This is a genomic window from Sphaerisporangium rubeum, assembly GCF_014207705.1.
Classification (GTDB): Bacteria; Actinomycetota; Actinomycetes; order Streptosporangiales; family Streptosporangiaceae; genus Sphaerisporangium; species Sphaerisporangium rubeum.
The window spans coordinates 7,208,437-7,233,668 of the sequence record NZ_JACHIU010000001.1 but is presented as its reverse complement, the minus strand read 5'-3'; the positions used below and the strand labels follow the sequence as shown (position 1 = coordinate 7,233,668).

General features: G+C 70.4%; 26 protein-coding genes. 12 read left to right on the top strand and 14 right to left on the bottom strand.

Going from position 1 to position 25,232, the window contains the following annotated elements:
* Window positions 1-29: 29 nt before the first annotated feature.
* On the bottom strand, window positions 30-2,120 hold the full coding sequence (locus tag BJ992_RS30720; protein WP_184986932.1) for an MMPL family transporter: 2,091 nt from the start codon (window positions 2,118-2,120) through the stop codon (window positions 30-32).
* A gap of 69 nt (window positions 2,121-2,189) precedes the next feature.
* Between BJ992_RS30720 and BJ992_RS30715 the strand changes: the two genes are divergently transcribed.
* Window positions 2,190-2,654, top strand: a complete 465-nt coding sequence (locus tag BJ992_RS30715; RefSeq protein WP_184986930.1) for a MarR family winged helix-turn-helix transcriptional regulator — start codon at window positions 2,190-2,192, stop codon at window positions 2,652-2,654.
* Between the two features lie 10 nt (window positions 2,655-2,664).
* Here BJ992_RS30715 and BJ992_RS30710 read toward each other — a convergent pair whose 3' ends face one another.
* On the bottom strand, window positions 2,665-3,345 hold the full coding sequence (locus BJ992_RS30710; protein ID WP_184986928.1) for an NADPH-dependent F420 reductase: 681 nt from the start codon (window positions 3,343-3,345) through the stop codon (window positions 2,665-2,667).
* A gap of 51 nt (window positions 3,346-3,396) precedes the next feature.
* Window positions 3,397-4,164, bottom strand: coding sequence for an SDR family oxidoreductase (locus BJ992_RS30705; RefSeq protein ID WP_184986925.1), 768 nt, complete (start codon window positions 4,162-4,164; stop codon window positions 3,397-3,399).
* Between the two features lie 93 nt (window positions 4,165-4,257).
* Here BJ992_RS30705 and sigJ point away from each other — a divergent pair, with 93 nt between their 5' ends.
* The gene (gene sigJ / locus BJ992_RS30700; RefSeq protein WP_184986923.1) at window positions 4,258-5,121 is read left to right on the top strand and encodes an RNA polymerase sigma factor SigJ; all 864 of its coding nucleotides are present in this window, start codon (window positions 4,258-4,260) and stop codon (window positions 5,119-5,121) included.
* Between the two features lie 30 nt (window positions 5,122-5,151).
* Here sigJ and BJ992_RS30695 read toward each other — a convergent pair whose 3' ends face one another.
* Window positions 5,152-6,093 carry a phosphotransferase enzyme family protein gene (locus BJ992_RS30695; protein WP_246496832.1) on the bottom strand — a complete coding sequence of 314 codons (942 nt, stop codon included), beginning with the start codon at window positions 6,091-6,093 and terminating at the stop codon, window positions 5,152-5,154.
* Window positions 6,094-6,386: 293 nt separating this feature from the next.
* Here BJ992_RS30695 and BJ992_RS30690 point away from each other — a divergent pair, with 293 nt between their 5' ends.
* Both BJ992_RS30690 and BJ992_RS30685 read left to right on the top strand, forming a co-directional pair.
* Window positions 6,387-6,767 carry a hypothetical protein gene (locus BJ992_RS30690; protein ID WP_184986921.1) on the top strand — a complete coding sequence of 127 codons (381 nt, stop codon included), beginning with the start codon at window positions 6,387-6,389 and terminating at the stop codon, window positions 6,765-6,767.
* 369 nt (window positions 6,768-7,136) lie between these two features.
* The gene (locus BJ992_RS30685) at window positions 7,137-7,796 is read left to right on the top strand and encodes a carboxymuconolactone decarboxylase family protein (RefSeq protein ID WP_184986920.1); all 660 of its coding nucleotides are present in this window, start codon (window positions 7,137-7,139) and stop codon (window positions 7,794-7,796) included.
* Between the two features lie 232 nt (window positions 7,797-8,028).
* On the opposite strand, the gene BJ992_RS30680 is transcribed toward BJ992_RS30685, so the two are convergent.
* Window positions 8,029-8,424 (bottom strand): nuclear transport factor 2 family protein, encoded by a 396-nt coding sequence (locus tag BJ992_RS30680; protein WP_184986918.1) that lies wholly within the window; start codon window positions 8,422-8,424, stop codon window positions 8,029-8,031.
* Window positions 8,425-8,830: 406 nt separating this feature from the next.
* Here BJ992_RS30680 and BJ992_RS30675 point away from each other — a divergent pair, with 406 nt between their 5' ends.
* Both BJ992_RS30675 and BJ992_RS30670 read left to right on the top strand, forming a co-directional pair.
* The gene (locus tag BJ992_RS30675; protein WP_246496831.1) at window positions 8,831-9,349 is read left to right on the top strand and encodes a carboxymuconolactone decarboxylase family protein; all 519 of its coding nucleotides are present in this window, start codon (window positions 8,831-8,833) and stop codon (window positions 9,347-9,349) included.
* Entirely contained in the window at window positions 9,346-10,902 is a 1,557-nt protein-coding gene (locus BJ992_RS30670) for an NAD(P)-binding domain-containing protein (RefSeq protein ID WP_184986914.1), read from the top strand. Before BJ992_RS30675 ends, BJ992_RS30670 begins: the two co-directional genes overlap by 4 nt.
* A 42-nt stretch (window positions 10,903-10,944) precedes the next feature.
* Here BJ992_RS30670 and BJ992_RS30665 read toward each other — a convergent pair whose 3' ends face one another.
* Window positions 10,945-12,087 carry a carboxylate-amine ligase gene (locus BJ992_RS30665; protein ID WP_184986912.1) on the bottom strand — a complete coding sequence of 381 codons (1,143 nt, stop codon included), beginning with the start codon at window positions 12,085-12,087 and terminating at the stop codon, window positions 10,945-10,947.
* A gap of 610 nt (window positions 12,088-12,697) precedes the next feature.
* Between BJ992_RS30665 and BJ992_RS30660 the strand changes: the two genes are divergently transcribed.
* Together BJ992_RS30660 and BJ992_RS30655 are read left to right on the top strand one after the other, a co-directional pair.
* A complete protein-coding gene (locus tag BJ992_RS30660) occupies window positions 12,698-13,402 on the top strand; it encodes a GAF and ANTAR domain-containing protein (protein ID WP_184986910.1) in 705 nt (234 codons plus the stop codon).
* 28 nt (window positions 13,403-13,430) lie between these two features.
* Entirely contained in the window at window positions 13,431-14,564 is a 1,134-nt protein-coding gene (locus tag BJ992_RS30655) for a quinone-dependent dihydroorotate dehydrogenase (protein ID WP_221475046.1), read from the top strand.
* Here BJ992_RS30655 and BJ992_RS30650 read toward each other — a convergent pair.
* The 3 genes from BJ992_RS30650 to BJ992_RS30640 all read right to left on the bottom strand — a co-directional run bounded on the left by BJ992_RS30650 (window position 14,549) and on the right by BJ992_RS30640 (window position 16,921).
* Window positions 14,549-15,400: an N-acetylmuramoyl-L-alanine amidase gene (locus BJ992_RS30650; RefSeq protein ID WP_184986908.1), complete on the bottom strand. Its 852-nt coding sequence runs from the start codon at window positions 15,398-15,400 to the stop codon at window positions 14,549-14,551. The genes BJ992_RS30655 and BJ992_RS30650 overlap by 16 nt on opposite strands.
* A gap of 85 nt (window positions 15,401-15,485) precedes the next feature.
* Window positions 15,486-15,734, bottom strand: coding sequence for a hypothetical protein (locus BJ992_RS30645; protein ID WP_184986906.1), 249 nt, complete (start codon window positions 15,732-15,734; stop codon window positions 15,486-15,488).
* A 74-nt stretch (window positions 15,735-15,808) separates the two neighbouring features.
* Complete coding sequence (locus BJ992_RS30640) at window positions 15,809-16,921, bottom strand: LacI family DNA-binding transcriptional regulator (RefSeq protein ID WP_184986904.1); 1,113 nt, start codon at window positions 16,919-16,921, stop codon at window positions 15,809-15,811.
* A 138-nt stretch (window positions 16,922-17,059) separates the two neighbouring features.
* Here BJ992_RS30640 and BJ992_RS30635 point away from each other — a divergent pair, with 138 nt between their 5' ends.
* A complete protein-coding gene (locus BJ992_RS30635; RefSeq protein ID WP_343072943.1) occupies window positions 17,060-17,752 on the top strand; it encodes a TetR/AcrR family transcriptional regulator in 693 nt (230 codons plus the stop codon).
* 235 nt (window positions 17,753-17,987) lie between these two features.
* Here the strand turns inward: BJ992_RS30635 and bldC are convergent, their stop codons facing one another.
* A complete protein-coding gene (gene bldC, locus BJ992_RS30630; protein ID WP_013133571.1) occupies window positions 17,988-18,191 on the bottom strand; it encodes a developmental transcriptional regulator BldC in 204 nt (67 codons plus the stop codon).
* A 322-nt stretch (window positions 18,192-18,513) separates the two neighbouring features.
* Window positions 18,514-19,392 (bottom strand): DUF8083 family protein, encoded by an 879-nt coding sequence (locus BJ992_RS30625; RefSeq protein WP_184986902.1) that lies wholly within the window; start codon window positions 19,390-19,392, stop codon window positions 18,514-18,516.
* A gap of 231 nt (window positions 19,393-19,623) precedes the next feature.
* Here BJ992_RS30625 and BJ992_RS30620 point away from each other — a divergent pair, with 231 nt between their 5' ends.
* Both BJ992_RS30620 and BJ992_RS30615 read left to right on the top strand, forming a co-directional pair.
* The gene (locus BJ992_RS30620; RefSeq protein ID WP_184986900.1) at window positions 19,624-20,730 is read left to right on the top strand and encodes a Glu/Leu/Phe/Val dehydrogenase dimerization domain-containing protein; all 1,107 of its coding nucleotides are present in this window, start codon (window positions 19,624-19,626) and stop codon (window positions 20,728-20,730) included.
* 150 nt (window positions 20,731-20,880) lie between these two features.
* Window positions 20,881-21,108: a DUF3073 domain-containing protein gene (locus BJ992_RS30615; RefSeq protein ID WP_184986898.1), complete on the top strand. Its 228-nt coding sequence runs from the start codon at window positions 20,881-20,883 to the stop codon at window positions 21,106-21,108.
* A gap of 280 nt (window positions 21,109-21,388) precedes the next feature.
* Here the strand turns inward: BJ992_RS30615 and purM are convergent, their stop codons facing one another.
* Together purM and purF are read right to left on the bottom strand one after the other, a co-directional pair.
* Window positions 21,389-22,432 (bottom strand): phosphoribosylformylglycinamidine cyclo-ligase, encoded by a 1,044-nt coding sequence (gene purM / locus BJ992_RS30610; RefSeq protein WP_184986896.1) that lies wholly within the window; start codon window positions 22,430-22,432, stop codon window positions 21,389-21,391.
* Window positions 22,429-23,865, bottom strand: a complete 1,437-nt coding sequence (gene purF, locus BJ992_RS30605; RefSeq protein ID WP_184986894.1) for an amidophosphoribosyltransferase — start codon at window positions 23,863-23,865, stop codon at window positions 22,429-22,431. Before purF ends, purM begins: the two co-directional genes overlap by 4 nt.
* Before the next feature lie 282 nt (window positions 23,866-24,147).
* On the opposite strand from purF, the gene BJ992_RS30600 reads away from it, so the two are divergent.
* Entirely contained in the window at window positions 24,148-24,708 is a 561-nt protein-coding gene (locus tag BJ992_RS30600) for a DUF4190 domain-containing protein (protein ID WP_184986892.1), read from the top strand.
* Here the strand turns inward: BJ992_RS30600 and BJ992_RS30595 are convergent.
* On the bottom strand, window positions 24,705-25,148 hold the full coding sequence (locus BJ992_RS30595) for a sterol carrier family protein (RefSeq protein ID WP_425503714.1): 444 nt from the start codon (window positions 25,146-25,148) through the stop codon (window positions 24,705-24,707). The two genes, BJ992_RS30600 and BJ992_RS30595, sit on opposite strands and share 4 nt — an antisense overlap.
* Between the last annotated feature and the right edge of the window lie 84 nt (window positions 25,149-25,232).

The following is a 25,232-nucleotide window of genomic DNA, read 5'->3' as shown; positions in this document are numbered from 1 at the left end:
AGTCAACCACCTCCACCAGGAGGCGGCGCCTAGCTCGGGGTTCTGGTCAAGGGTTCGGCGGTGCGGGGGGCCTCGGGCCGGCTCAGGCGGCTCGGCCACCAGGCGCGGTGGCCGAGGTCCTGGATGAGGGCCGGGACCAGGAGAGAGCGGACGACCAGGGTGTCGAGGAGCACGCCGAAGGCGACGATGAACGCCAACTGGAGGAGGAAGCTCAAGGGGATGACGGCGAGCGCGGCGAAGGTCGCGGCGAGGACGATGCCGGCCGAGGTGATGACGCCGCCGGTCGTGGTGAGGCCGCGCTGGATGCCTTCGCGCGGGCCGTGCAGGACGGTCTCTTCACGGGCCCTGGACATGAGGAAGATGTTGTAGTCGACGCCGAGGGCCACGAGGAAGACGAAGCCGTACAGCGGGACGGAGGCGTCGCTGGCGGTCAGGCCGAGGATGTGGGTGAACACCAGCGTCGAGACGCCGAGGGTGGCCAGGTAGTTCAGGGCCACGGTGGCGACGAGCAGGACCGGGGTGACCAGCGAACGCAGCAGTGCGATCAGGATCAGCAAGATGATCGCGAGCACGACGGGGACGATGAGCAAAGTGTCCCTGTTCGCGGTGTCGTTGGTGTCGAGGCGCTGCGCGGTGAAGCCGCCGACCAGCACGCCGGGCTGCGAGGACAGAGCGGCGCGGAGCCGTTCGACGGAGGCCTGCGCGGCGTCGCTGTCGGGAGCGTCGCGCAAGGTGGCCTCGACCAGGACGAGGCCGTCGACGACCTTGGGTGGGTCGGTGGGACGGCCGGTGGTGGTGACCACGTCGGCGCCGGAGAAGCCCCCGGTGGCGGCGGCGGTACGCTCCACGGCGTCGGCCTGGCCGGCGGGGGTGACGATGACGGCGGGCTGGCCCGAGCCGCCGGGGAAGTGCTTGCTCAAGGTGGCCTGCGCGGCGACGGAAGGCGCGTCGTTGACGAAGGTCTCGTCCAGCGGCACACCTCCGGCGTTCAGCCCCGGAGCGAACAGCGACAGGACGATGAGGGGGACGAGGGTGGCGAACCACAGCCGGCGGGGGTGGCGGTCCACCAGGCCGGCGACGCGGCGCCAGATGCCGCGCGGCTCGGCGGGCTGCGGTTTGGCCGGCCACAGGGCCGTGCGGCCGAGCACCGCGAGCACCGCGGGGAGGAACGTGAGCGCGCTGAGCGCTGCGCACGCGATGCCGATGGCGCCGACGGGGCCGAGAGCGCGGTTGTTGGTCAGGCCGCTGAGCAGGAGGGCCAGCAGGGCCAGGGCCACGGTGGCGGCGCTGGCGATGATCGGGGCGAACGAGCGGCGCAGGGCCACGCGTGCGGCGGTGAAGCGGTCGGGGGCGGTGGCGAGTTCCTCGCGGAAGCGCGCGGTCAGCAGCAGCGCGTAGTCGGTGGCGGCGCCGATGACGAGGATGAACAGGATGCCCTGCACCTGGCCGTCCACCCGGACGATGTCGTGGCCGGCGAGGTAGTAGACGATGGCGCAGGCCACGCCGAGCGCCAGGATCGCGCCGAAGATGATGACCAGCGGCAGCAGCACGCTGCGGTACACGGCGAGCAGGATGATCAGGACGGTGACCAGCGCGACGCCGAGGAGCAGGCCGTCGATGCCGGCGAAGGCGTCGGACAGGTCGGCGCGCGTGGCGGCCGGACCCGCGAGTTCGGCGCGCAGGCCGTCGACCGCCACGGCGTCACGGATCCGGGTGAGGGTGTCGCTGAGTTCCTCGGCGAGGTCGGGGTCGAGCTGCACGATGCCGCGCAGCGCGAGGCCGTCGTCGGAACCGAAGGCGGGGGTGGGGGTGCCGACGACGTCCGGTGTGCCGCGCAGCCCGGCGAGCGCGCCGGTCGCGGCGGTGGTCTGCGCGGCGGTGACGGGTTCGCCGCCGGTGGTCGTCCACACCACGATGAGGGGCTGCGTCTCGCCTTCGCGGAACTTGGCCTGCACGTCGAGCACCTGTGTCGACTCGGCGCTCTGGGGCAGGAAGGCCGCCTGGTCGTTGGTGGAGACCTCGGTGAGCTTGCCGGCGAACGGGCCGAACGCGCCGCCCGCGGCCAGCCAGATCAGTACCAGCAGGGACGGGACGATCCAGCGGATCGGTCGGCGAGCCATGATGCCACCCTCCAGGCAGTAGCTCAATCATTGAGATACTTAATTGGTGAGTTAATGTAGCATGGCCGTATGGCGGGCAGTGAAGGAGAAGGTCTCGATCTGCACTCTTTCGCGATCCGTCTGCGCAGGATGACCGCCGAGTTCAACCGCATCGCGCACGAGTTCGCCGGCGATCACCACCTGCATCCGACCGACGTGCAGGCCCTCATCAAGATCTTCGACGCGCCTTCGCCGATCACTCCGAGCCGGCTGCGGGATGAGCTCAATCTCACGTCGGGAGCGGTCACCGCGTGCCTCGACCGGCTGGAGCGGGCCGGGCACATCCGCCGGGTGCGCGACGCGCACGACCGGCGGGTCATCCACCTGCACTACCAGGAAGCGGCGCTGGAACTCGCCGCGGCGTTCTTCCGGCCGCTCGGCCGCAGCACCGACAACGTGCTGCGGCAGTTCGAGCCGGAAGAACTGCGCGTCGTGGCCGCTTTCCTCGACACCATGAACGACGAGCTCGAGGTGCTGCGGCGCTCGCGCGGTTAGGACGCGCGGCTCAGCGCTTCGCGGCCGCCACGGCGTCGTCGATCGCGGCGGTGCCGGCCGGGTTGCCGGGGGAGTTCTGGAAGTCCGCCACGTCACCCACGTACGGGACGCCGTACGCCGGGGTGCCGGGCTCGAAGCGCCAGCTGTCCGCCAGAGTGCCGGCGTCCAGCGCGTCGTAGCCGATGGCGTCGAGGAACCCGGTGACCTCGGCCTTCGCGGACGCGTCGTCGCCGGCGATGGGAAGCGCGCTGCGGTCGGCGGACCCCGCAGGACGGGCCAGGCCGAGCAGGTGAGCGTAGTAGATGTTGTTGAACACCTTGACGACCCGCGCCTGCGGCAGGTGCCGTTGCAGCAGCTCGCTGGAGGTGGCCGACCCCTCCTCCAGCTCGGCGAACCGGCCGTCGCGCTCGCTGTAGTAGTTGTTGGTGTCCATGACCGTCTTGCCGACGAGCGGCTCCACCGGTACCTCGCGATAGGCGCGCAGCGGCACGCTGACCAGCACCAGATCTCCCGCCGCCGCCGCTTCGGCCGCCGTCGCCGCACGGGCCTTCGGGCCGAGCTCCTCCACCAGCCCGGCCAGCGTCTCCGGCCCCCGCGAGTTGCTCACCACGACGTCGTACCCGGCCGCGACGGCCAGCCTGGCGACGGTGCCGCCGATGAGTCCACTGCCGATGCATGCGATTGTCGTCATGGTGGTGGCAACCCCCGCCATCGGCCCGGCATTCCTGGACGGCGGCCGGCCTCACCCCGATGTCAGGTCCTGGCGGTCGCGTCCCGCCAGGAAGTCCCCCCAGGTACGCGTGCCGGGGACGGCTCCTGGACGTGCCAGGTTGGCCCCCGCGCGATACGCGCGTCCCACCTTTCCCGGCAGGGGAACCGGCAGCTGCGGACGGCGTCCGCCTCTGCTGCGCAGGTAGGTGCGGGCCAGCGACCCGAAGTCGTGGACCTGCGGCCCGGGAAGGTCGGCGACCAGCCCGGACGGCGCGCCGAGTGCCAGTTCCACCAGCCGCGCCGCGACCTCCCCCGAGTCGACCGGTTGGAGCCGGAGCCCGCGCGGCACGGGGACCACCGGCATTCTCGCCATCTTCGCCACCACCGTCAGCGTCAGCTCATGGAACTGCGCCGCGCGCAGGGTCGTCCACGGCACCCCCGACCCGGTCACGGCCCGTTCGGCGTCGAGCTTCGACCGGAACCACGCCAGCGGCACCCGGTCCGCACCGATGACCGAGATGTACAGCAGGTGCCGCGCGCCTGACACGGCGCGCACCAGATGGCGGGCCGCCACGTCGTCCCCTTTCCCGGCTCCCGCGAGGTGCAGCACGATGTCGGCACCCTCGGCGGCGGCCGCCACTCCCTCACCGGTGAGCAGGTCACCGGTGACGTACTCGACGCCGGGCCGGGGCTCGGGGGCCCGCCGGGTCAGCACCCGCACGTCGTGGCCCGCGGCCGGCAGCAGTGGCAGCACGTGGCGGCCGAGGGTGCCGGTGCCGCCGGTGATCAGGATCGTCATGGTTCCTCCGAACGTGGCCGGGCCGGTCGTCACATCGGCCGGTTCCCGTGGGTCTACTCCTGTGACACCCCGCAGAGAGGGAATGTGACGACTGTGGACGATCGGCTGACCGAGGACTTCGAGGAACATCGGGGACGGCTGCGCGCGGTGGCCTACCGCATGCTCGGCTCGCTGAGCGAGGCCGACGACGCCGTGCAGGAGGCCTGGCTGCGGGTGAGCCGCGCGGACACCGCCGCCGTGGAGAACCTCGGCGCGTGGCTCACGACCGTGGTGGCCCGCGTGTGCCTGAACGTGCTGCGCACCCGCGAGCACCGGCGGGAGGACCCCCTCGGTGTGCGTGTCCCCGATCCGATCGTCGGCGGCGAGGGGCCCGAGCAGGAGGCGGTGCTCGCCGACTCGGTGGGTCTCGCGCTGCTGGTCGTGCTGGAGACGCTGACCCCGGCCGAGCGGCTCGCGTTCGTGCTGCACGACATGTTCGCCGTGCCGTTCGACGAGATCGGCCCCATGATCGAACGAACCCCCGCCGCCGCGCGCCAGCTCGCGAGCCGCGCGCGCCGCCGCGTACGCGGCCGCTCCCCCGTCCCCGACCCCGACCTCGGCCGGCAACGCGACGTCGTGAACGCCTTCTTCGCCGCCGCGCGCGACGGCGACTTCGAGGCCCTGGTCGCCGTGCTCCACCCCGACGTCGTGTTGCGTTCCGACGGCGGCACGGCACGCGTGCGCCACACCGTCGAGATCACCGGCGCCGGCGCCGTCGCCGCGCAGGCGATCACCTTCGGCGGCCTGTCCCCGCTGGCCCGTCCGGCTCTGGTCAACGGCGCCGCCGGCGTCGTCGTGGCGTCGGACGGACGTCCCCTGTCCGTCATGGGCTTCACGGTCACCGGTGGCCGTGTCGTCGCCATCGACGTCCTCACCGACCCCGAACGGCTGGCGCGGCTCGACCTCAAGGTCCTCTGACGCCTGCGTCCGCGGCAGGTGAGGCACGGCTCAGTCGAGCAGCCGCGTGGTGATCTCGATGGCGCTGTCCCTGATCCAGGCGTGCGCGCGAGGCAGCAGGTCCTTGGCGCCTTCCTCCCAGAAGCGCGCGTGCACCGGGTCGGTCCGCGCGGCGGCGCGCATGGTGGTGTGGAACCGGGCGACCATGGCCTTGGCGGCAGGCATCAGGGCCTGCCGCTGCCGGGTGGACATGCCGTAGGCGCCGGCGAACAGGGCCACGCGGCGGGGGACGTCCAGCGTGGCGAAGGCGGGCCGCCGGTCCACCGGGTCGGTCAGGGGAGCCCAGTAGTAGAGAGCGTTGGCGATGTCGGTGACCCGGGTGGTCGGCTTGGCGAGGTCGAAGTCGATGAGCGCCGCCGGGAGCCCGTCCCGGAAGACGACGTTGCCGGGACAGTAGTCGCGGTGGCCGACGATCAGCGCCTTGTCGCCGGAGGGAACGGCGACGGCCGCGCCAGGTGCGCCACCCCAGACAGCGTCAGGAGGCGGCTGCCACCCCTCGGCCGCGTCGTGGAGCCGCCGGATGAGCCGAGCCAGCGCGACCAGCACCTCTTCGCCGGCGGTCCACGCCGGCAGGGGTTCGCGCGGCACGTCACCCGGCACGAACGAGAGCACCTCACGGCCCTGGTCGTCGTAGCCGAGCGGCTCCGGCGCGTCGCGGAAGCCGGCCGCGCGCAGATGCGCGAGGTAGGCGTGGATCGTCGCGGTGAACGGCCGCGCCGGACGCCGCACGGTGTCGCCGACACGCACGATGCCGGGTGTCACACCGTCACCGATCAGCGGCTCCTCGCCGGGAGGGATCGGCGGCGGGGTCATGTGCGCGAGTATCCCACAGCGGCGCGCGGAGGCGTCGGTGCGCCGCGAAGGCTCGGGTGGCGGGCCGAGGCGCCGCACGGTGGACACCTCGACCAGGGTGGCGAGTTCGCCGAGTCGCATCACTTCATTGGCGGCATTGGCGGCATTAAGGGCATTGACGGCACTGACGGCGTGGACGCCAGACCAAAGTCAACCGGAGCACAGCCAGGGGGTTCATCATTCTGATTCCTATAAGTCCTAATTGTGGAGGATTTCATATTTAAGCATGTGAGAGGCCATTAAATAGCTATCAAGATCGTGCAATGCCTGTTTGTCCGATGAGATGCCCGGATAGTAAGGCGGGTGGAAGCGGATCAACGCCGAGCCGGAACGGGTCGTGCGTGTGCCGGCTCTGTCGTGTCAAAGGGGGAACCATGTCAGACGTCAAGAAACACGCCGCGCTGCTGGCCGTCGTGGCGGCCATGACCGGAGGACTGGCCGGGCTCAGCGTTGCCGGCGCGCCGAGCGCGGGGGCCTCGGCCGTCATGGGGGGATGGGGGGGATGGGGCGGCGGCGACGCCTATGACGGTGACGGTGACGGCGGCCTCCCCACGGGGGTTCTGCTGGCGGACACCGACGACGTGGACCGTGCCGACGACGTGGGTGAGGACGGCATCGGCTTCGGCACGGACCTCGGTGTCGGCACCGGGCTCGGTCTCGGGCTCCTCGGCGGCGGAGACGCCGGGGTCGTGACCGACGACGTCGAGAACACCCCGGCCCGGGCATCGGTCAACGGCCTGGAGGCCGTGGCCTGACCGGGCCGCTCCAGGCAGGCGCCGCGCCCGGACGCTCCCCGCGAGAAGTGCTCCGGTCGGGGCCGGGAGGTCCGGGCGCGGAGGCCTGTGACGACGTTTCGTTTCCGGCTCGGCGCCGTGGAACGGAATTCGTGCGAGAAAGCAAGACATGCCGCGAGGTCCGTGCGATATCGTGCGTGAAAGGCCTGGCGGGAAGAGTGGCATTATTTCCGTGAGTTCGCCTGCCGTGCGTTTGTCAAGCAAATGCGTGGCAGGAACCGGTCGGCGGCAGGCAACTTGCTGAATGGATTCCGGACTGTCCTGGCGTGGACGTCATACGCAGAATCGAGGAGGTGCGAGTACGGAATTCATTTGAGAAAGAGGCCGTAAATGGTGAACGGAATCGCCGCGCTGCCGAAGTCGACCACAGCCGTGGAGGTGCCGCTCGGACCGGACGACGCCTGGCTGCTCTGCGACACCGGGGACTCGGGCCCGCACATCGCTCTCGGCACCGACGAGCCGGGGATCCGGGGCCTGTTCCGGTTCCGGCCGGAGACGGCGCTTCCGATGAATCAGCTCTGTGACGTGCTGCTGTGCGGTGACAACACACTGACGAGGGCCGAGCGTGAGCTGATCGCGACCTATGTGTCGTCGCTGAACCAGTGCCGGTTCTGCTTCCGCACCCACGCCGCCTTCGCCGCGGTCCGGCTGGAGGAGGGCATGACCCTGGTGCGTCAGGTCTGCGACGACCTCGACACCGCTCCCGTGACGGACAAGATGCGGGCCTTGCTGCGCATCGCCGGCTCGGTGCAGCGCGGCGGACGCAGTGTCACCGCCGAGCAGGTGGCCGCCGCGCGCGCCGCGGACGCGACCGACGTGGAGATCCACGACACCGTGCTCATCGCCGCCGCGTTCTGCATGTTCAACCGCTATGTCGACGGACTGGCGACCTTCGCCCCCGACGACCCCGCCGTGTACGCCGATCGGGCCGCGCGCACCGAGGGCTACGTCGCGGTGCTGGCCGATTCCCTGGAGAAGGTGAGCGGATAGGGGGTGGCGGTGCCGCGCCACCAGGGTCATCGGCACCGCGGCCGTCGTCACCCCGTTTCCGGCGCGCACGATTGATCACGTGACGCCGGGGGGAAGGGTGGGGTGCGGCGGCCGGCCGCCGTGTCCGGTCCGGATGTCCTGGTGGCGCGAGCACCCGAGGGTGCTGGTCGGGGTCTTGGAACTCGAGTGATTCGAAAAGACGTCAAGAGCTACGCGGCCACCTGGGGGACGGTCAGGCGAAGAACGCGTCGACCGCGTAGGTGTCGTGCGGGAAGCTCCAGCGCTCGCTGATCTTGCCGTTGTCGATGCGGAACACGTGCACGCCGTGGTCGTTCATCTCCTGACCTCCGCGCTCCCCCTGGGCCCGGAGGATCACAGCGGCGCGGTCGTCACTGGCGAGGAAGGTCTCCGGCTCGAACCGAAGCGTGCTCTGCGTCATCGCGGTGAGCTGGTTGAGGTAACGCAGAACCTCCTCTTTGCCGTGGTAATCGCCGGCCAGCGGCCCGCGACCGGGGACATGGAAGACGACATCGTCGGCGAGCAGGTCGCCGCCAAGGTGTTCGAAATCACCCTTCGCGATGGCGTCATAACTTTCCCGAGCGATTATGGCGTTCGGGTGTTCGGACATGAATCAGCCTCCTTAAGTGTCGGTCTTTTCTGGCGACGCCGTGACGCTACGCCACGACGGACGGGCCGACAAGACGGGGAGGCAATACTTACTTCGTGGTGATCTCACTATGCGGGACAGCCATAAGGCCGCGCTGTGGGGATGCTTCCGGGTAGTCCGGAGGGCATGATTCACCGGTAATGGGCAAGCCGAAATAAGGACGACGCGACCTGCTCTGGGATTCGGGTGCACTTACGGTGCTGAAAGGGTCGTTTGTCTCCTTCGTCCTAAAGGCCGGAAATAGGGGTGCCCTCGTCACCCGTTGACACTGCGCGCACCGGCGTCGATCATCCCCGTAGACGTCGCACAGGGAGTTCCCATGGCCCATATCACCTTGCCCACTGATGAGCCCGGAATCGTCGGGCTGATGCGCTACCGACCGGAAACCGCCGTCCCGTTGAACGCGCTCGCCGAAGTGTTGCTGCGCAGTGACAACACCCTGACCCGTGGGGAGCGCGAGCTCATCGCGACCTACGTGTCGTCGCTCAACGACTGCAACTTCTGCGCATCCTCCCACGCGGCGTTCGCCGCCGCGCAGCTCCCCGCCGGCATGCCTCTGGTGAACGCCGTGCGGCTCGATCCGGACACCGCAGACATCACGCCGAAGATGCGCGCGCTGCTCGCCATCGCCGCGGCCGTGCAGCAAGGCGGGCTCAAGGTCACCGAGAGCGAGATCGGCGCCGCGCGCGCCGAGGGGGCCACCGACGTGGAGATCCACGACACCGTGCTCATCGCCGCCGCGTTCTGCATGTTCAACCGGTACGTCGACGGCCTCGGCACCTGGGCCCCCGAGGACCCCGCCGCTTACGAGGCGACCGCCGCGAGGATCGTCGACCGCGGCTACGGAAGCTCGCTGGACGACGAGCCGGAGCCGCACGGCCGATGAGCGATCCGGCACGTGTCGAGACCACCCACCGTTATCTGATCGTCGGCGCCGGGCCGGGGGGCCTGCAGCTGGCGTACTACCTGAGCCGGGCAGGCGCCGACTACATCGTCCTGGAACGGGACGCCGCACCCGGCGCCTTCTTCCGCGCCTACCCCCGCCACCGCAAGCTGATCTCCATCAACAAGGTCCACATCACCGAGAAGGACCCCGAGATCGCGCTGCGCTGGGACTGGAACTCCCTGCTCAACGACGACCCGTCGCTGCAGTTCGCCAAGTACACCCACGAGTACTACCCGCACGCCGACGAGATGGTGCGCTACCTCGGCGACTTCCAGCGGCGGCACGACCTGAACGTGCGGTTCTCGACCCCGGTGGACCACATCGACAAGGACGCGGACGGACTGTTCACCGTGCGCGCCGGCGACGAGACCTTCCGTGCCGAGTGCGTGATCGTCGCGACCGGCTGGGGTGGGCCGTACATCCCCGACATCCCCGGCATCGCGCTGGCCACCGGCTACGAGGACATGAGCACGTCGGGGCAGGACCACACCGGCCGCCGGGTCCTCGTCATCGGGAAGGGCAATTCGGCGTTCGAGACGGCCCAGGCCCTCATCGGCCACGCCGCGATCATCCACCTGGCCAGCCCGAGCCCCGTGCGGTTCTCCTGGCACACCAAGCACCCCGGGCACGTGCGCGGCCAGTACGGCGCGTTCCTCGACGCCTACTGGTTCAAGACCCTCGACGGCGTCCTCGAATGCACCATCGACCGCATCAGGCGCGAAGGCGACCGGTACAAGGTCGACATCTCCTACACCCTCGCCGAGGGGGAGAAGGCGACACTGGAGTACGACACGGTGCTGCGCTGCACCGGGTTCGTCATGGACACCGGCGTCTTCGGTGACTCCTGCCGTCCCGAGCTCGCGCACGGCGGCCGGATGCCGGCCATCGGCACCGACTTCCGGTCCGCCAACGTGGACGGCTTGTATTTCGCCGGCACGCTCATGCAGGCCCGCGACTTCAAGCACGCGTCGTCGGCCTTCATCGACGGCTTCCGTTACAACCTGCGCGTCCTCGCCGCGCTGCTCGCCGAGCGGTACGAAGGGGTGCCGCTCACCCACCAGGCGCTGCCTCTGGACGCCGACCAGCTCACCGCCACCATGCTGGAACGGGTCAACTACAGCTCCGCGCTGTGGACCCAGTTCGAGTACCTCTGCGACGTCTACGTGGTGGACGAGCGGAACGGCCACGTCCGGCACTTCGCCGAGCTGCCTGAGGACCACGCGGTCGAGCGCTTCGGCGACGAGCCGTCCTACTTCACCGTCACCCTGCGCTGGGGTCCGCGTGACCAGGAGAACGTGTTCGCCATCCAGCGGCACCCGACGCCTGACCGCGCCGAGGAGTCGGCCTTCCTGCATCCGGTGATCCGGCACTGGAACGGCCGCGAGCTGGTCGCGGAACGGCACCTGCTGGAGGACCTCCAGGCGCAGTGGCTCGACCAGGAACGGCACGTACGGCCGCTGGCGCGGTTCCTGTCCACGAGGCTCGCCAGGTGAACCCCCGCGGGGGCGGACGCCGGTCCGCCCCCGCGCCGGGAACTACGGCTCGTCGATGAGCTGCTCGGTGAGCAGATCGACGACGTCGGTGAACCGGCCGTTCCTCTCGTAGGCGGCCCGCTGGCGCGCGGCCCCGGTGCCGTACCGAAGCAGGTGGGCCAGCCGTTCCCCCACCATCTCCAGATCGCCGGCCTCCTCAAGCGCCGGGCCGATGACGTCGAGCAGGGACGCCACGAGCTCGGCGGCCGGCTGCAGCGTGCCGGACACCGGGTCGAAGCCGTACCCGTCGAGGCCGTCGCGCGCGGCCCGCCAGTACGCCACACGCAGCATCTCGCCAGGCACCATGGGGCCGGGGTCGCCGGCCTCGACCTTGGCGAGGAACGTCACGACCAGCCCGCGCACCATGGCGGCCAGCAGCGCCGACTCCTCGGCGGTCGAGGGAACGTCGGTGACCCGGACCTCCAGCGTCGGCAGCCGCGACGACGGCCGCACGTCCCAGAAGATCGTGCCGGGGTCCACCAGCGCGCCTGACGCGGTCAGCGCGGCCACCGTCTCGTCGAAGTGCGCCAGTGAGCGGAAGTACGGCGGAGGCCCGGCCACCGGCCACTTGGACCACGTCAGCGCGCGCCAGCTCGCGTACCCCGTGTCACGGCCGGCCCAGAACGGCGAGTTGGCGAACATCGAGATGAGGACCGGCAGCCACGGCCGCAGGTGGTTGCTCACCAGCACGGCGCGCTCGCGGTCGGGCAGATGGACGTGCACGTGGCCCGCGCAGATGGTCTGCTCGTCGTGCAGCGCGCGGTAGGTGGCGATGCCGACGCCGTACCGGGGATGCTCGGTGATCAACGGCGGCACGACGTCGCCGAGGACCGGGGTGCCCGAGGCCACCACGGCCAGCCCGAGCCCACGCGCCGCGGCCGCGACGGTGGCGCGCAGGCGGCGCAGGTGGCCCTCCAGCTCGGCGGCGGCGCTGCACGGCGGTGTCTTGGCCTCCAGCTGGTAGCGGGTGATCTCGGTGCACACGAGCTCACCGAGCTCGGCCGAGGCCCGTTCGAACAACTCGGCGGCGCGCGGCACGACCGCCCTGGTCGCCGGATCGACGATGAGGTACTCCTCCTCCACCCCGACGAGCGGGCACAGGGGTGCGAAGGGCATGGGAACCGGGGACTCGATGGTGGCCGTCATAGCTCTCCCGCATGGGACCGGAAGCCGAGGGAACAGGCGTCGCCAGGCGAAGGTACCGGGACGACGACGCAACGCTATCGATCCCCGACCCGGTTCGCGGGCCGCACAGCCGATTCGGTGCGCGCGCCGGTGGGGTACCCGGGGGAAGGCATAGGGGTATGGCGTCCCGGTGAGGGTGCGACCGGTCCTGCGGCGCAGGCCGGAGCCCTAGTGCGGCGATTTCCTGGGGCTCGGCGGGATGAACCACTTGGCCTTAATCGTCGCACCGCACTACGCTTTGCCGCAGATCATTCCGCCCTGTGTCCGCGGAGCTCCCTCAAACGGAGGTGGCACCGCCATTGGCACGGGCGTCGACCTTGTCGAGCGCGCGACGGCTTCGCCGGTTCTCGGCTGCGCGCACCCATTCCTCCCGTCGGCCGGACGGTGTGTCCGTCATGCCGTTTCGCGGGGCCCGGACGCTCTCGATGCCCTGCGCCGGTCGGTCCATCGATCTTCGCCGCATGGGGAAACGGGACTGTTGTGCCCGATTTCGGGCAGGTGACCGTAAAAAAAGTCTCTGCTTCCCCATTGGCCGCGCCGTCATAGGTGAGGTTTGACAAGAGGATGGAAGATGACGCGTATAGATCCTGAGGCGCTGGTGGCGAGCCTGCGAGGCCTCCACAAGACCACTGAGGCCACCGGGGTCGTCCACCATCTGGAGCGCATTGTCCGAGTGGTCGACCGGTTGTTCGGTTACGCGGGTGCCGGCCTGATGTTCGCCGACGAGAGCAAGCGGCTGCGTTACCTCGTGACGACCGACGAGGCCGGACGCAGTCTGGAGCACGCGCAGGCGGCGATCGGCCGCGGCCCGTGCGTCTCGGCGTTCTTCAGCAACGCCGCGGTGACCACCAGTGACGTGCAGGACGACGAGCGCTGGCCTGGTCTCGCGCCGCTGCTGCACCCGAGCGTGCGTGCCGTGGCGGGGGTGCCGGTGCGTCTCGGCAACGGGCCGGTCGGCACGCTGAACGTCTACCAGGGTGAGCCGCAGGAGTGGGAGGAGAGCGACACACAGGCCCTCATGGCGTACGCGCACGTCATCGAGGAGGTCCTCGCCGCGGCCGTGCGCGCTGAGGAGAAGAGCGTGCTCGCCGACCAGCTCCAGTACGCTTTGGACTACCGGATAGTGATCGAGCGTGCCATCGGCTACCTGATGGGCAAGCACGACATCACCGCCGCCGAGGCGTTCACCGGTCTGCGCAAGCGGGCCAGGGACAGCCGCCGCCGTGTCGCCGACCTCGCCGCCGAGATCCTCGGCGAGCAGGCGCCGCCTGCGTGAGGCCCGCGCCTCCCCGCTACCCTGAACGATGATGTATCGACTGCTCTTCGACCTGGTGCTCAGGCGGATGGACGCCGAGGCCGTGCACCACGCGACCATCCGGGCCCTGCGTGTGCTCTCGGTGGCGCCGTTCCTGCGGCGCAGGCTGTACCGCGCGCTGGCCCCCGGGGACGAGGCGCTGCGCGTCCGGGCCTTCGGGGTGCACTTCCCGAGCCCGTTCGGCCTCGCGGCCGGCTTCGACAAGGACGCCGGGTGCGTGGAGGCACTCGCGGCGTTCGGCTTCGGCCATGTCGAGGTGGGGACGATCACGGCGCACGCGCAGCCCGGCAACGCCAGGCCGCGGCTGTTCCGCCTCCCCGCCGACCGCGCGATCGTCAACCGCATGGGGTTCAACAACGCGGGGGCCGCGCGCGCCGCCAGGCGGCTGCGCAGGCCCCGATCGGTGCCGGTGGTGGTCGGGGTCAACATCGGCAAGACCAAGGTCATCCCCGAGGAGCTCGCGCGCCACGACTACGTGACGGCGGCCCGCCTGCTGGCGCCTCTCGCCGACTACCTCGTGGTCAACGTCAGCTCACCCAACACGCCTGGCCTGCGCGACCTGCAGGCCGTCGAGCTGCTGCGGCCGCTGCTCAAGGACGTACGGCGGGCCGCGGGCCGCACCCCGGTGCTCGTGAAGATCGCGCCGGACCTCGCCGACGCCGACGTCGACGCGGTGGCCGACCTCGCGGTCGAACTCGGCCTGGCCGGGGTGATCGCCACCAACACCACGATCGCGCGTGCGGGCCTCGCCGACGCGGCGGCCGCCGAGACCGGCGGGTTGTCCGGCCGGCCGCTCAAGGCCCGTTCACTCGAAGTGCTGCGCCGCCTGAGGGCCCGCGTCGGCGACCGGCTGACCCTTGTGTCGGCCGGCGGCGTGGAGGACGTGGACGACGTCTGGGAGCGTCTGCTCGCCGGGGCCACTCTCGTGCAGGGCTACACCGGCATGATCTACCACGGGCCGCTGTGGGCCTGGCGGATCAACCGCGACCTGTCCCGCCGCCTGCGCCGTCACGGCCACACGACGATCGGCGAGGTGATCGGCCGGCTGGACCGGCCCGCCGAGCCCGCCGGGACCGCCGAGCCCGCCGTCGTCGCCGGGGTGCGGGCTCAGGAAGCCAGGTAGGAGCGCAGGCCCTCGGCCAGCGACACGGCGATGCGCTGCCGGAAGGCCGGGTCCTTCAGCCGTGCGGCATCCGTGGCGTTGCGCATGTTGCCGGTCTCGATGAAGATCTTCGGCACCGTGGAGAGGTTGAGCCCGCCGAGATCGTTGCGGTAGTCGAGCGCGTCCTTGCCGATGTAGTTCGAGTACGGCAGACCGGTGCCGTCGTGGAACGCCTTGCGCACGGCGAGGCCGAGGCGCTTGGAGTCGCCGACCACGGGATCCACCGGCCCGCCGATCTTCTTCGGCATGATCACGTGGAAGCCGCGGTTGCCGGCCCCGGCCCCGTCGGCGTGCACGGAGATCGCGGCGTCGGCGCGCGCGTCGTTCCCGATGGCGGCACGCTCGGTGATGCACGGCCCGACACCGTTGTTGTCCTTGCGGGTCAGCTTCACCGTGGCACCCTCGGCCTTGAGCAGCTTGACCATGCGCTTGGCGACGTCCCAGGTGAAGGCGGCCTCGGAGTACCCGTCGTCGGTGGAGGTGCCGGTGGTGTCGCACGGCTTCCACTGGGTGAGGACGTTCACCTTCTTGTTGACGGCCGCGGGGTCGCGGTAGTTGCCGCCGTTGTGGCCGGGGTCGATGACGATCACCTTGCCGTCCAGCGGCCGGTCAGGTGTCGGCGCGGCCTTCCGGGCCGGTGAGGCGGCGGCAGGAGGCGGCGCGGCGGCCGTCTCAGGCGCGCGTGCGGCGGGGCCGGCAGGAGAGGCGTCCGCCGCAGAACTCGGCGTGCCTCCGCAGGCGGCGGCCCCCAGCCCGGCCAGGGCCAGGCAGGCGGCGGCGAGTACTCGGCTGGTCACGAAAGATCCCTCCGCAGGTGACCTGTTCGCATCCAACCTACGCGCCTCGGTCCGATGACCAGGACGCTTCACCGCATCACGACGCTCACCAGGCGCGTTCGCCGAGCGGCTGCCGCTGGAGCAGCGCCGCGAGGTCACGCGCGTCCTCGGCGTCCAGGCCGAGCACCACCCGGGGCCGTCCCCAGGGGTGGTCGATGGAATGGGCGACGTAACTGGCGACGGACTCGGTCGCGCTCTCGCCGTCCTTGCCTCGCGCGGCCCGCCAGTGCGCCCAGGCGCGTTCCAGCTCGGCCGCCGCGCGCTGCGCGCAGGACACCAGTTCTGGATCACGCATGTCTACCCTCCGGTCCGGTGCCGACGCTTCACGTCAGTCAACACCGGCGAAAGGCCGTAGTCGTGGAGGTTGACCTACTCTTGGGGCTCTTGGGGCTCGCTTGGCACCGGGCCGGTGCTGTGCCGGACCACCAGGCGAGGGGTGACCTGACGCAGCCTCGCCGCTTTGCCGGGGTCGGTGATGCGGTCGCTCAGCAGGGAGGCGGCCGACCTCCCCATGGCCCGCCGCGGCTGGTCCAGGCTCGTCAGGGAGATGTGGTGGATCGCGGCGAGATGGGTGTTGTCGTACCCGACGACCGACAGGTCCTCCGGCACCCGCAAACCGAGCTCACTGGCCGCGACGAGCACGCCGAGCGCCGCGACGTCGTTCGCCGCGAAGATCGCGGTCGGCCTCGGGGAGCGCTCCAGAAGCGAACGCGCGGCCCGCCGTCCGCCTTCCTCGGTGAAGTCGCCGTGCTCCACCATGATGTGCGGCGCGAGGCCGTGCCTGCGCATCGCCACCAGGTAACCCTCGCAGCGGAACCGCGCCGACGACGAGGGGGTCCCCTCGATGTGCGCGATCCGCCGGTGACCGAGCTCCACCAGGTGGTCCACCGCGAGCCCGGCGCCGAGCTCGTCGTCGTCCACCACGATGTCCACGCTCTCCAGCTCGACGTCGCGCTCACCCACCACCACCGTGGGGGTGTACGCCGCGGCCTCGGCGAGCGTCTCGCTGGAGGGGGACACGCCGAGCAGCACCAGACCGTCGACCCGTAGCTCCAGGAACGCCTCGACGGCCTCCTCCTCGAACGCCGGGTCCCACCGGCCGCTGCCGATCAGCAGCCGCAGTCCGTCGCCGTGCAGGCTCTCCTGCAACCCGTCGAGGAACTCCGCGTAGAAGGGGTTGTGCAGATCGGCCACCAGAGCCCCCACCAGGTGGGTGCGGCCCTCGACCAGGCTGCGCGCGACCGCGTTCGGCCGGTAGCCGAGCTCTCGCGCGGCCTGCAGCACCGCTTCGCGCCTGTGCTCGCTCACGTGTGGCGACCCGCGCAACACCAAAGAGACCAGCGACTTGGAGACACCCGCCCGCTCGGCCACGTTGCGGATCGTCGGCCGGGGACGCGGCCCACCGGCGTCCCCGAGGGCCGGGGCGGCCGTGCCGAGATCCGCTCTATGGCGGGAGGTCGTCTGCATGGACGGTCCTGACATGGTTCTCCCCACGCTGAGTGGATGTGCACCTGTCAGACCAAACGATCGAGTGGCTCCTAGGGTACGGGTGTGTTGCGCGCCGAGGTGATGGTCGTTCTGTGCGCGTTCGTCCGGCGCCTCTCGGTTAGGGTGCGCAGTGTGGGTGCGACATCACGAACCGCGGACGCGCACGACCATCCACCGCACGGTTCGCGGCCGACGAGGCGGCGGCTCAGCGTGGACCGGCGGCGCGAGGAGCTGATGGCCGCGGCGCTCGAACTGTTCAGCAGGCACGACGCCGAAGACGTCTCGGTGGACGACGTCGCCTTCGCCGCCGGCGCGTCACGCGCGCTGGTCTACCACTACTTCGGCGGCAAACAGGAGCTGTACGTCGCGGCGCTGCGCAGCGCGGCGGCGGAGCTCGAGGCGCGGCTGCGGCCGGCGTCCGGCGGCGGCAGTGCCCTGGAGGAGATCGCCGACGGGCTGACGCGGTACTTCGATTTCGTGGAGGACCACGCGGCCGGCTTCGCGGCCCTGCTGCGCGGCGGCCCGGCCAACCGGACCGGCGAGGTGGGGGAGATCGTCGAGAGCGTGCGCCGCCGCCTGCTGCGGATGATCACCAATCGCATGCGGGTGGAGGAGCCCGGAGCGACGCTGCGGGTGACGCTGCGGTCGTGGATCGCGTCGGTCGAGATCGCGGGGCTGGACTGGCTGGAGAACCGTGACATGGACCGGGCCACTCTGGAGAGCCTGCTGGTGGACCAGATGACGGCGCTGCTCGCCGTGGCCGCCAGGCACGATCATCAGGTGAACGCGCTGCTCGCCGACCTGCGTCCCGCGCAGGCCCAGTGACCCCCCCCGGGTCTGCGGCCTGCCGTCACGTTCTCGTCCCGGTACGGGCCCAGTGAGGTGGCGCCGGCGCGGTCGGCGCCTCCACACCGGCCCGTAGGCCCTGACCTGCCGGCGGGCCGTGAGAAACCGGCCCGCGTGGCGCAGAGCCACGGCTGTGCGGTGTTGATGACGCGCTCACATACGGGACGCGAGCGCGCCGGTTCTCCCCCCTAGCAGGTCCGTGACGGACCTCGCGTCACTCCGACCGCTGCTGCGGGATGCCCGCGAGCAGCGCTCGGACCTCGGTCTCCCGGTAACGCCGGTGACCGCCAAGGGTGCGGATGGACGTCAACTTGCCCGCCTTCGCCCACCGAGTAACGGTCTTGGGGTCGACGCGGAACATGGTGGCGACCTCCGCCGGGGTGAGCAGTGGCTCGGCCTCGGGTGTACGAGCTGACATTTGTGCGGCCTCTCCTCCGTGGACCGGCGACAGCGATCCTGCGACTTGTGTTGGCGCTTCGTCACGGATGTCCCACTGTGGCCCAGTTAGTGCGGATTTTTCTGGACCACATGTGGTATCACCCGATGTGACCATACAGCCACGTAGAGCGATTGGCGAGACCTGAAAGTACAACGCCTTGTCCACGGGTTGATGTCACGCTCGGTGATTCTAGCGACACGGTTCGTGGTATCGCAGTGAAAACGGCAAACTACTCAGTTCGCAGAAGCGAGCTGGTGACTCCCGTTACCTACTTTTGCAGGTCACGTGCATGATTTGCGGTTCAGTTCGCCGATTCGAGGGCTTGTATTGACTTCCAGCGCAGGATCACGCGCTGATACATGGCGAAGGCCAGCTCTTCTTGACCCGTGTCCAAACCGGTCAGCGCCGCGGCGAGCTCGGCGGCGGACTGGTCGGCCTGCAGCGTGGCGTCGTCCATCAGGTGCACCAGGCCGCCGTAGTCGAGCTCGACCAGCGAGTGGGGATGGAAGTCCTCCAGCCACCTGCCGACCTCTTCGACCTCGGTGAGCGTGCTCACCTCACCCACGTGGCGCCGGATCACGACGAGCGCGCGGGCCACCCGCCTGCGGGCCTGCGCCATCGAGGTGACGTACAGCAGGTTGCGCGCCGGAGCGGTGGTCGTGGCGGCCGACGGCTCGGTGGGGTTGTCCTCCTGGCGGCCGAGCACGAGCCAGCGCTCGGCGGAGTCGAACGGCACGAACCACGGCGTCGGGACGTGCCACCTGCTGGTGCGGATGTGCGTGCGCAGCGCCGCCGAGCCGCCGCTCTGCTTGAAGCGGTCGAAGTCGTCCGCGGTCTGCTCGGCGATGGCCCGGGGGACGAACCGGTCGGCCAGACGAGGTGGCGTGCCGCCGCGGAACCTGGCGAACGACAGCCAGGAACGCAGTCGGCTCTGCCACGGACACACGTACAGGGTTTCCTCTATGCGGCGCAGGTAGGCATTGGTGCTCTCGCCTCCCGGCGCGGGCATCGGGGAGACCCCGAGCAGCCGGCGCACCGCCTCGGCGTGCTCTGCCTCCAGAGCGAACGCGCGGCGCGGCCGGTCCTTGGAGTCCGCGTACGCCGCCCAGTAGGCGCGGTCGCGCTCGGTGAACGCGGACAACGGCTCGTAGACACGGAGATAGGCGGCGTAGGGCAGCACATCTCGAATGGTGCCATGGAGCGGTGAGCGGACGCGAGCGAGCACGGCGGGACGAGCGGGACACCAGAGGTGGGGCGGTGCGGCGAGGGGCCTCCAGGGAGGTTTGCGGCGCTCCACGGCGTGCCGGTCCCGGCTGGTGATCAAAGGCGGGGCCGGAGGCCGCTCGATAGGGTGGTCTCCTGGATCCGCCGCGACGGGGCGGCGGACGAAAGATGACTGGGAGTCACCACCGTGACCGACGTCTTCGGGTCGTCCCACAAGGACACAGATCCCTCACCTGACGGACAGGCTCGCCACGAGCAGGTCGTCTTCTGCGCCGACGACCGCAGCGGCCTGCGGGCGATCATCGCCATCTACAGCACCGCGCTCGGCCCCGGCCTCGGCGGCACGCGCTTCTACCCCTACGAGAGCGAGCAGGCCGCGCTGTCGGACGTGCTCAACCTCTCACGCGCCATGGCGTACAAGAACGCGCTCGCCGGGCTCGACCTCGGCGGCGGCAAGGCCGTGATCATCGGCGACCCGGCCAAGGACAAGAGCGAGGCGCTGCTGCGCGCGTACGGCCGCTTCGTGCAGTCGCTCGGCGGCCGCTACTACACCGCCTGCGACGTCGGCACCTACAGCGAGGACATGGACGTCGTCGCCAAGGAGTGCTCGTTCGTGACCGGCCGCACCGTGGCGCACGGCGGAGCGGGAGACTCCTCCATCCTCACCGCGTACGGCGTGTTCCAGGGCATGCGCGCCGCCGCGAGCCACACCTACGGCAGCCCCTCCCTGCGCGGCAGGCGCGTCGGCGTCGAAGGCGTGGGAAAGGTCGGCCACCGGCTGGTCGAGCTCCTGCTCGACGACGGCGCCGAGGTCGTGATCTGCGACGTCAGCGAGCAGGCCGTCGAGCGGGTGCGAACCCGCCACCCCCAGGTGGACGTGGTCGCGGACGCCGCGGCGCTGAAGGCCGCCGACATCGACGTCTACTCTCCCTGCGCGCTCGGCGGGGCCCTGGACGACGAGACGGTCGCCGGCCTGCGTGCCGCCATCGTCTGCGGCGGCGCCAACAACCAGCTCGCGCACACCGGCGTGGAGAAGCAGCTCGCCGAGCGCGGCATCCTCTACGCTCCCGACTACGTCGTGAACTCCGGCGGCGTGATCCAGGTCGCGGACGAGATCGAGGGCTTCGACATGGACCGGGCCAGAGCAAAGGCAACGCAGATTTTCGACACGACATTGAAGATCTTTTCGATGGCGGAGGAAGAAGGTGTTCCCCCGGCGGTGGCGGCCGATAGGCTGGCCGAGCGCAGAATGTCGGAAGTCGGACGGCTTAGGGCCATTTGGCTCGGCCGCTGACCGCGTACGTCCATACGGCGTACCGACTGGAGCGCAAAACAGGTACGGTTGTAGTCGAACGAGAGCTGACGTCGGAAGTCAGGCGGCGTCAGCGCGTGGTGCGTTAGCGACGAGGGGTCGGCCACGACCCCGCATGAGGGGGTCGAGCCGATGGGGCGCGGCCGAGCCAAGGCCAAGCAGGTGAAGGTTGCCCGCCAGCTCAAGTACAACAGCGGCGGCACCGATCTTGACCGTCTTCGCGAGGAGCTCGGAGTCAACCACGACTCCAACCAGGACGTAGACGACGCCGTCGACGATGAGCTGGCCGATCGGTACGCCGATTACGCCGACGACTTCGACGACGACGATGAAGAGGACCCCAGGTCCCGGCGCCGTTAGGCGACCACCGGGTTGAACGTTGGCAGGGCACCCGGCGAGCACGTCTCGCCGAGTGCCTCCTTCGTGCTATCTGAAGAGCTCCTTGCCACCTACCGGCAAGGAGCTTTTCGTCGCGCTTTCCGCACCACGTGACCAAGCTCACCCCAGGCTCACCAGGACTCGGTGCTCACCTGGGGCTCACTCAGTGCTCACCCGGGCTCGAGCAAGATGTGGCCCCCGCGCCACCACCTCACCTGTGCACCGTGACCGGCCGCCACGTGGCCGCTCCCGCCGGGCCGGCTCAGGCCCGGAAGCGGGCCTCGCCGGACCCCGGCACGATCTCGCCGAGCACCCACGCGTCCTGGCCGCGGGCCGCGAGCGTGGCCAGGGCCACGTCCGCCACACCGGCCGGCACGACGGCGCACATGCCGACGCCGAGGTTGAACGTGCGGTCCATCTCCTCCTGCGGCACCCGGCCGTACCCGGCGATCACCTCGAAGATCGGCTGAGGCGTCCAGGACGAGCGGTCGAGCACCGCGTCGGCCCCCGGCGGCAGCGACCGCGCGAGGTTCGCGGCCAGGCCGCCACCGGTGATGTGCGCGAACGCGTGCACCTCGACGGTACGCGTCAGCTCCAGGCAGGCCAGCGAGTAGATCCGCGTCGGCTCGAGCAACTCCTCGCCGAGCGTGCGCGCCAGCTCGGGAAGCTCACGCTCCAGGCCGAGACCGGCGGTGGCGATCACGTGGCGGACCAGCGAGTAACCGTTGGAGTGCACCCCCGAGGACGCCAGCCCGAGCACCACGTCCCCCGGCCGCACCCGGTCGGGACCGAGCAGTTCTGCGGCCTCCACGACACCGGTGCCGGCGCCGGCGAGGTCGTACTCGTCCGGCCCCATCGCCCCGGGGTGCTCGGCGGTCTCCCCGCCGACCAGCGCGCACCCGGCGAGCCGGCAGCCCTCCGCGACCCCGCCGACTATCTCGGCGATCCGTTCCGGCACGACCTTGCCGCAGGCGATGTAGTCGGTCATGAACAGCGGCTCGGCCCCGCACACCACGAGGTCGTCGACCACCATGCCGACCAGGTCGATGCCGATGGTGTCGTGCTTGCCGAGCGCCTGCGCCAGCATGACCTTGGTGCCGACGCCGTCGGTGGACGTCGCGAGCAACGGCCGCTTGAACCTCAGCAGCGCCGACACGTCGAACAACCCGGCGAAGCCGCTGGCGTCGTCCACGACCTCGGGCCGCCGCGACCGCGCGACCTTGGCCTTCATCAGCTCGACCGCGCGCTCACCGGCCTCGATGTCGACACCCGCCGCCGCGTACGAGGCCGTCACCTCAGGGCTCATGCCCGCGCCTCCAGCACGAACTTGCCGACGTTGTCCTGGTCGATGGGGATCGGGTACTTGCCGTCGAAGCACGCGCGGCACAGCCGTCCCGCCGGGATCGTGGTGGCCTCGGTGAGCCCCTCGAGCGAGATGTAACCGAGCGAGTCGGCGCCGATGGACTCCCGGATCTCCTCCAGGGACCTGGTGCCGGCGATCAGCTCCGCCTTGGTGGCGAAGTCGATGCCGTAGAAGCACGGCCAGCTCACCGGCGGGGACGAGATGCGCACGTGGACCTCGGTGGCCCCCGCCTCGCGCAGCATCTTGACGATCGCGCGCTGCGTGTTGCCCCGCACGATCGAGTCGTCCACGACCACCAGGCGCCTGCCCTGGATCACCTCGCGCAGCGGGTTCAGCTTGAGCCGGATGCCGAGCTGGCGGATCGTCTGGGACGGCTGGATGAACGTGCGGCCGACATAGGAGTTCTTCACCAGGCCCTGGCCGTACGGGATGCCGCTCTCCTCGGCGTAACCGATCGCGGCCGGGGTGCCGGACTCCGGGGTCGGGATCACCAGGTCGGCCTCGACGGGGTGCTCCCTGGCCAGCCGGCGGCCCACCTCGACCCGGGTGGCCTGCACGCCGCGGTCGGCGATCGTGGTGTCGGGCCGCGCCAGGTAGACGTACTCGAACAGGCAGCCCTTCGGCTCGGCCAGCGCGAACCTGCGCGACCGCACCCCGCGCTCGTCGATCACCAGCAGCTCACCCGGCTCGATCTCACGGGTGAACGTCGCACCGACGATGTCCAGCGCGGCCGTCTCGGACGCCACCACCCAGCCGCGCTCCAGGCGGCCGAGCACCAGCGGCCGGATGCCTTGCGGGTCACGCGCGGCGTACAAGGTCTTCTCGTCCATGAAGACCAACGAGTAGGCACCCTTGACCTGTGGCAGCAGGTCGGCCGCGGCGTCCTCGATGGACCGGCTGCGGTCCTGCGCGAGCAGCGACGTGAGCACCTCGGTGTCCGTCGTCGCACGGATCGTCGCACCCGTCAGCCGGCTCGCGAGCTGCGGCGTGTTGATGAGGTTGCCGTTGTGCGCGAGAGCCAGCCCGCCACCCTCTGTGGAACTGAGGGTCGGCTGAGCGTTCTCCCAGACACTGGACCCGGTGGTCGAGTAGCGGCAGTGGCCGATCGCGAGATGGCCGCGCAACGTCCCGAGCACCGACTCGTCGAAGACCTGAGCGACCAGTCCCATGTCCTTGTAGACGAGGATCCGGCTGCCTTCGCTGACCGCGATGCCCGCGGACTCCTGTCCGCGATGCTGCAACGCGTACAGCCCGTAGTAGGTGAGTTTGGACACTTCCTCGCCCGGGGCCCAGACCCCGAAGACGCCACAGGCATCCTGAGGCGCGCGGTCACCGGGGTCAAGGTCATGGCCGAGTCGGCCGTCGCCCTTTAGCACGTGCTTCAGTCTAAGTCGGCCATCTCGACCTGTGGTAACCCGGGGCCCGGCGAGCCCTCCCCGCGACCGCGCACCGGCCCGCCGCACGTACGCGCGGACCACCGCACCGGCACTGCTCACGCCGCCGAACGGCCTCGCTCAGACCGCCGTGCCGGCGCCGCTCACGACCGGTACGGGCCTGCTCGCGCCGCCGATACCCACGGTTTCCTGGCGCCATGAGGTAAAGATCCCCGCCTTTTGCCGTTCCCACTTCCTTGGTGACGGTGTGGCGGGGGATAGTAGGTGTTCATCGCTGCCCGCGACCGGCCGGAAGGGCTTGACCACGTGACCACACCTGGTGATCCACACGACCCCCAGTCCCGTCCCGGTGGTTCCCCTTCCTCCGGCGAGACCCCCGGCGGCTACGGCCAGCAGCAGCCCCCGCAGTACGGCGGCCCGTACGGCGAGACCCCTTCGTCCCCGTACGGTGAGCAGCCTCCCTACTACGGCGGCCCGCCGCCGTACGGCCAGTACCCGCCGCCAGGCGGCCAGAGCGGCGGCGGGCTCGGCACCGCGTCCCTGGTCCTCGGCATCCTCAGCATCGTGCTGCTGCTGGTCTGCGGCATCGGCCTCCTGACCGCGATCGCCGGCCTGATCGTGGGCTTCATCGCGCTGGCCCGCCGCTCCAACAAGGGCCGCGCCACCGTCGGCCTCATCCTCAGCGGCCTGACCCTCCTGCTCGGCGTCATCGCCTTCATCTGGTTCGTCAACACGTTCCAGGAGTGCCTCAACGCGCCGACGCAGGCCGAGGCCCAGTCCTGCGTGGAGCGTAAGCTCGGCGTGCAGCAGCCGGTCGGCCCCTAACCCCGCAGCGGCAGGTGCTCTGACAGGTCGGCCCGCGCGCCGCTCGCGCTGATCTTCCCGGCGTCCATGGCCTCGGCCCAGGTCGTCCGGCCGAGTGCGAGCTCAAGCCAGGTGCGCGGGTCGGTCTCCACCACGTTCGGCGGTGTCCCCCTGGTGTGCCGGGGTCCCGCCACGCACTGCACCGCCGCGAACGGCGGCACGCGCACCTCGACCGTCCGGCCGGGGGCCTCGGCCGTCAGGCGGTCGAGCAGGAGCCGCGCCGCGAGCCGCGCCGCGTCCCGTTCCGGCCGCAGCCCCTTCTCGTAGACGCCGAGCACGACGTGCGCCACAGCGTCCGTGAGCCCGTCAGGCGGCCCGTCGTACGGCGGCTCGCCGAGCTCGGCGAGCTGCGCGTCCAGAGCGGCGCGGATCTTCTCGGGGTCGGGTCTCCTGGTTGCCACGATCTCCATCCTGCCGCGCCTCACCATCAGGCAGTTCATTCGATGGGAGGCTTTCGTTCATCTGGTGTTGTGGTGGCGACCGTA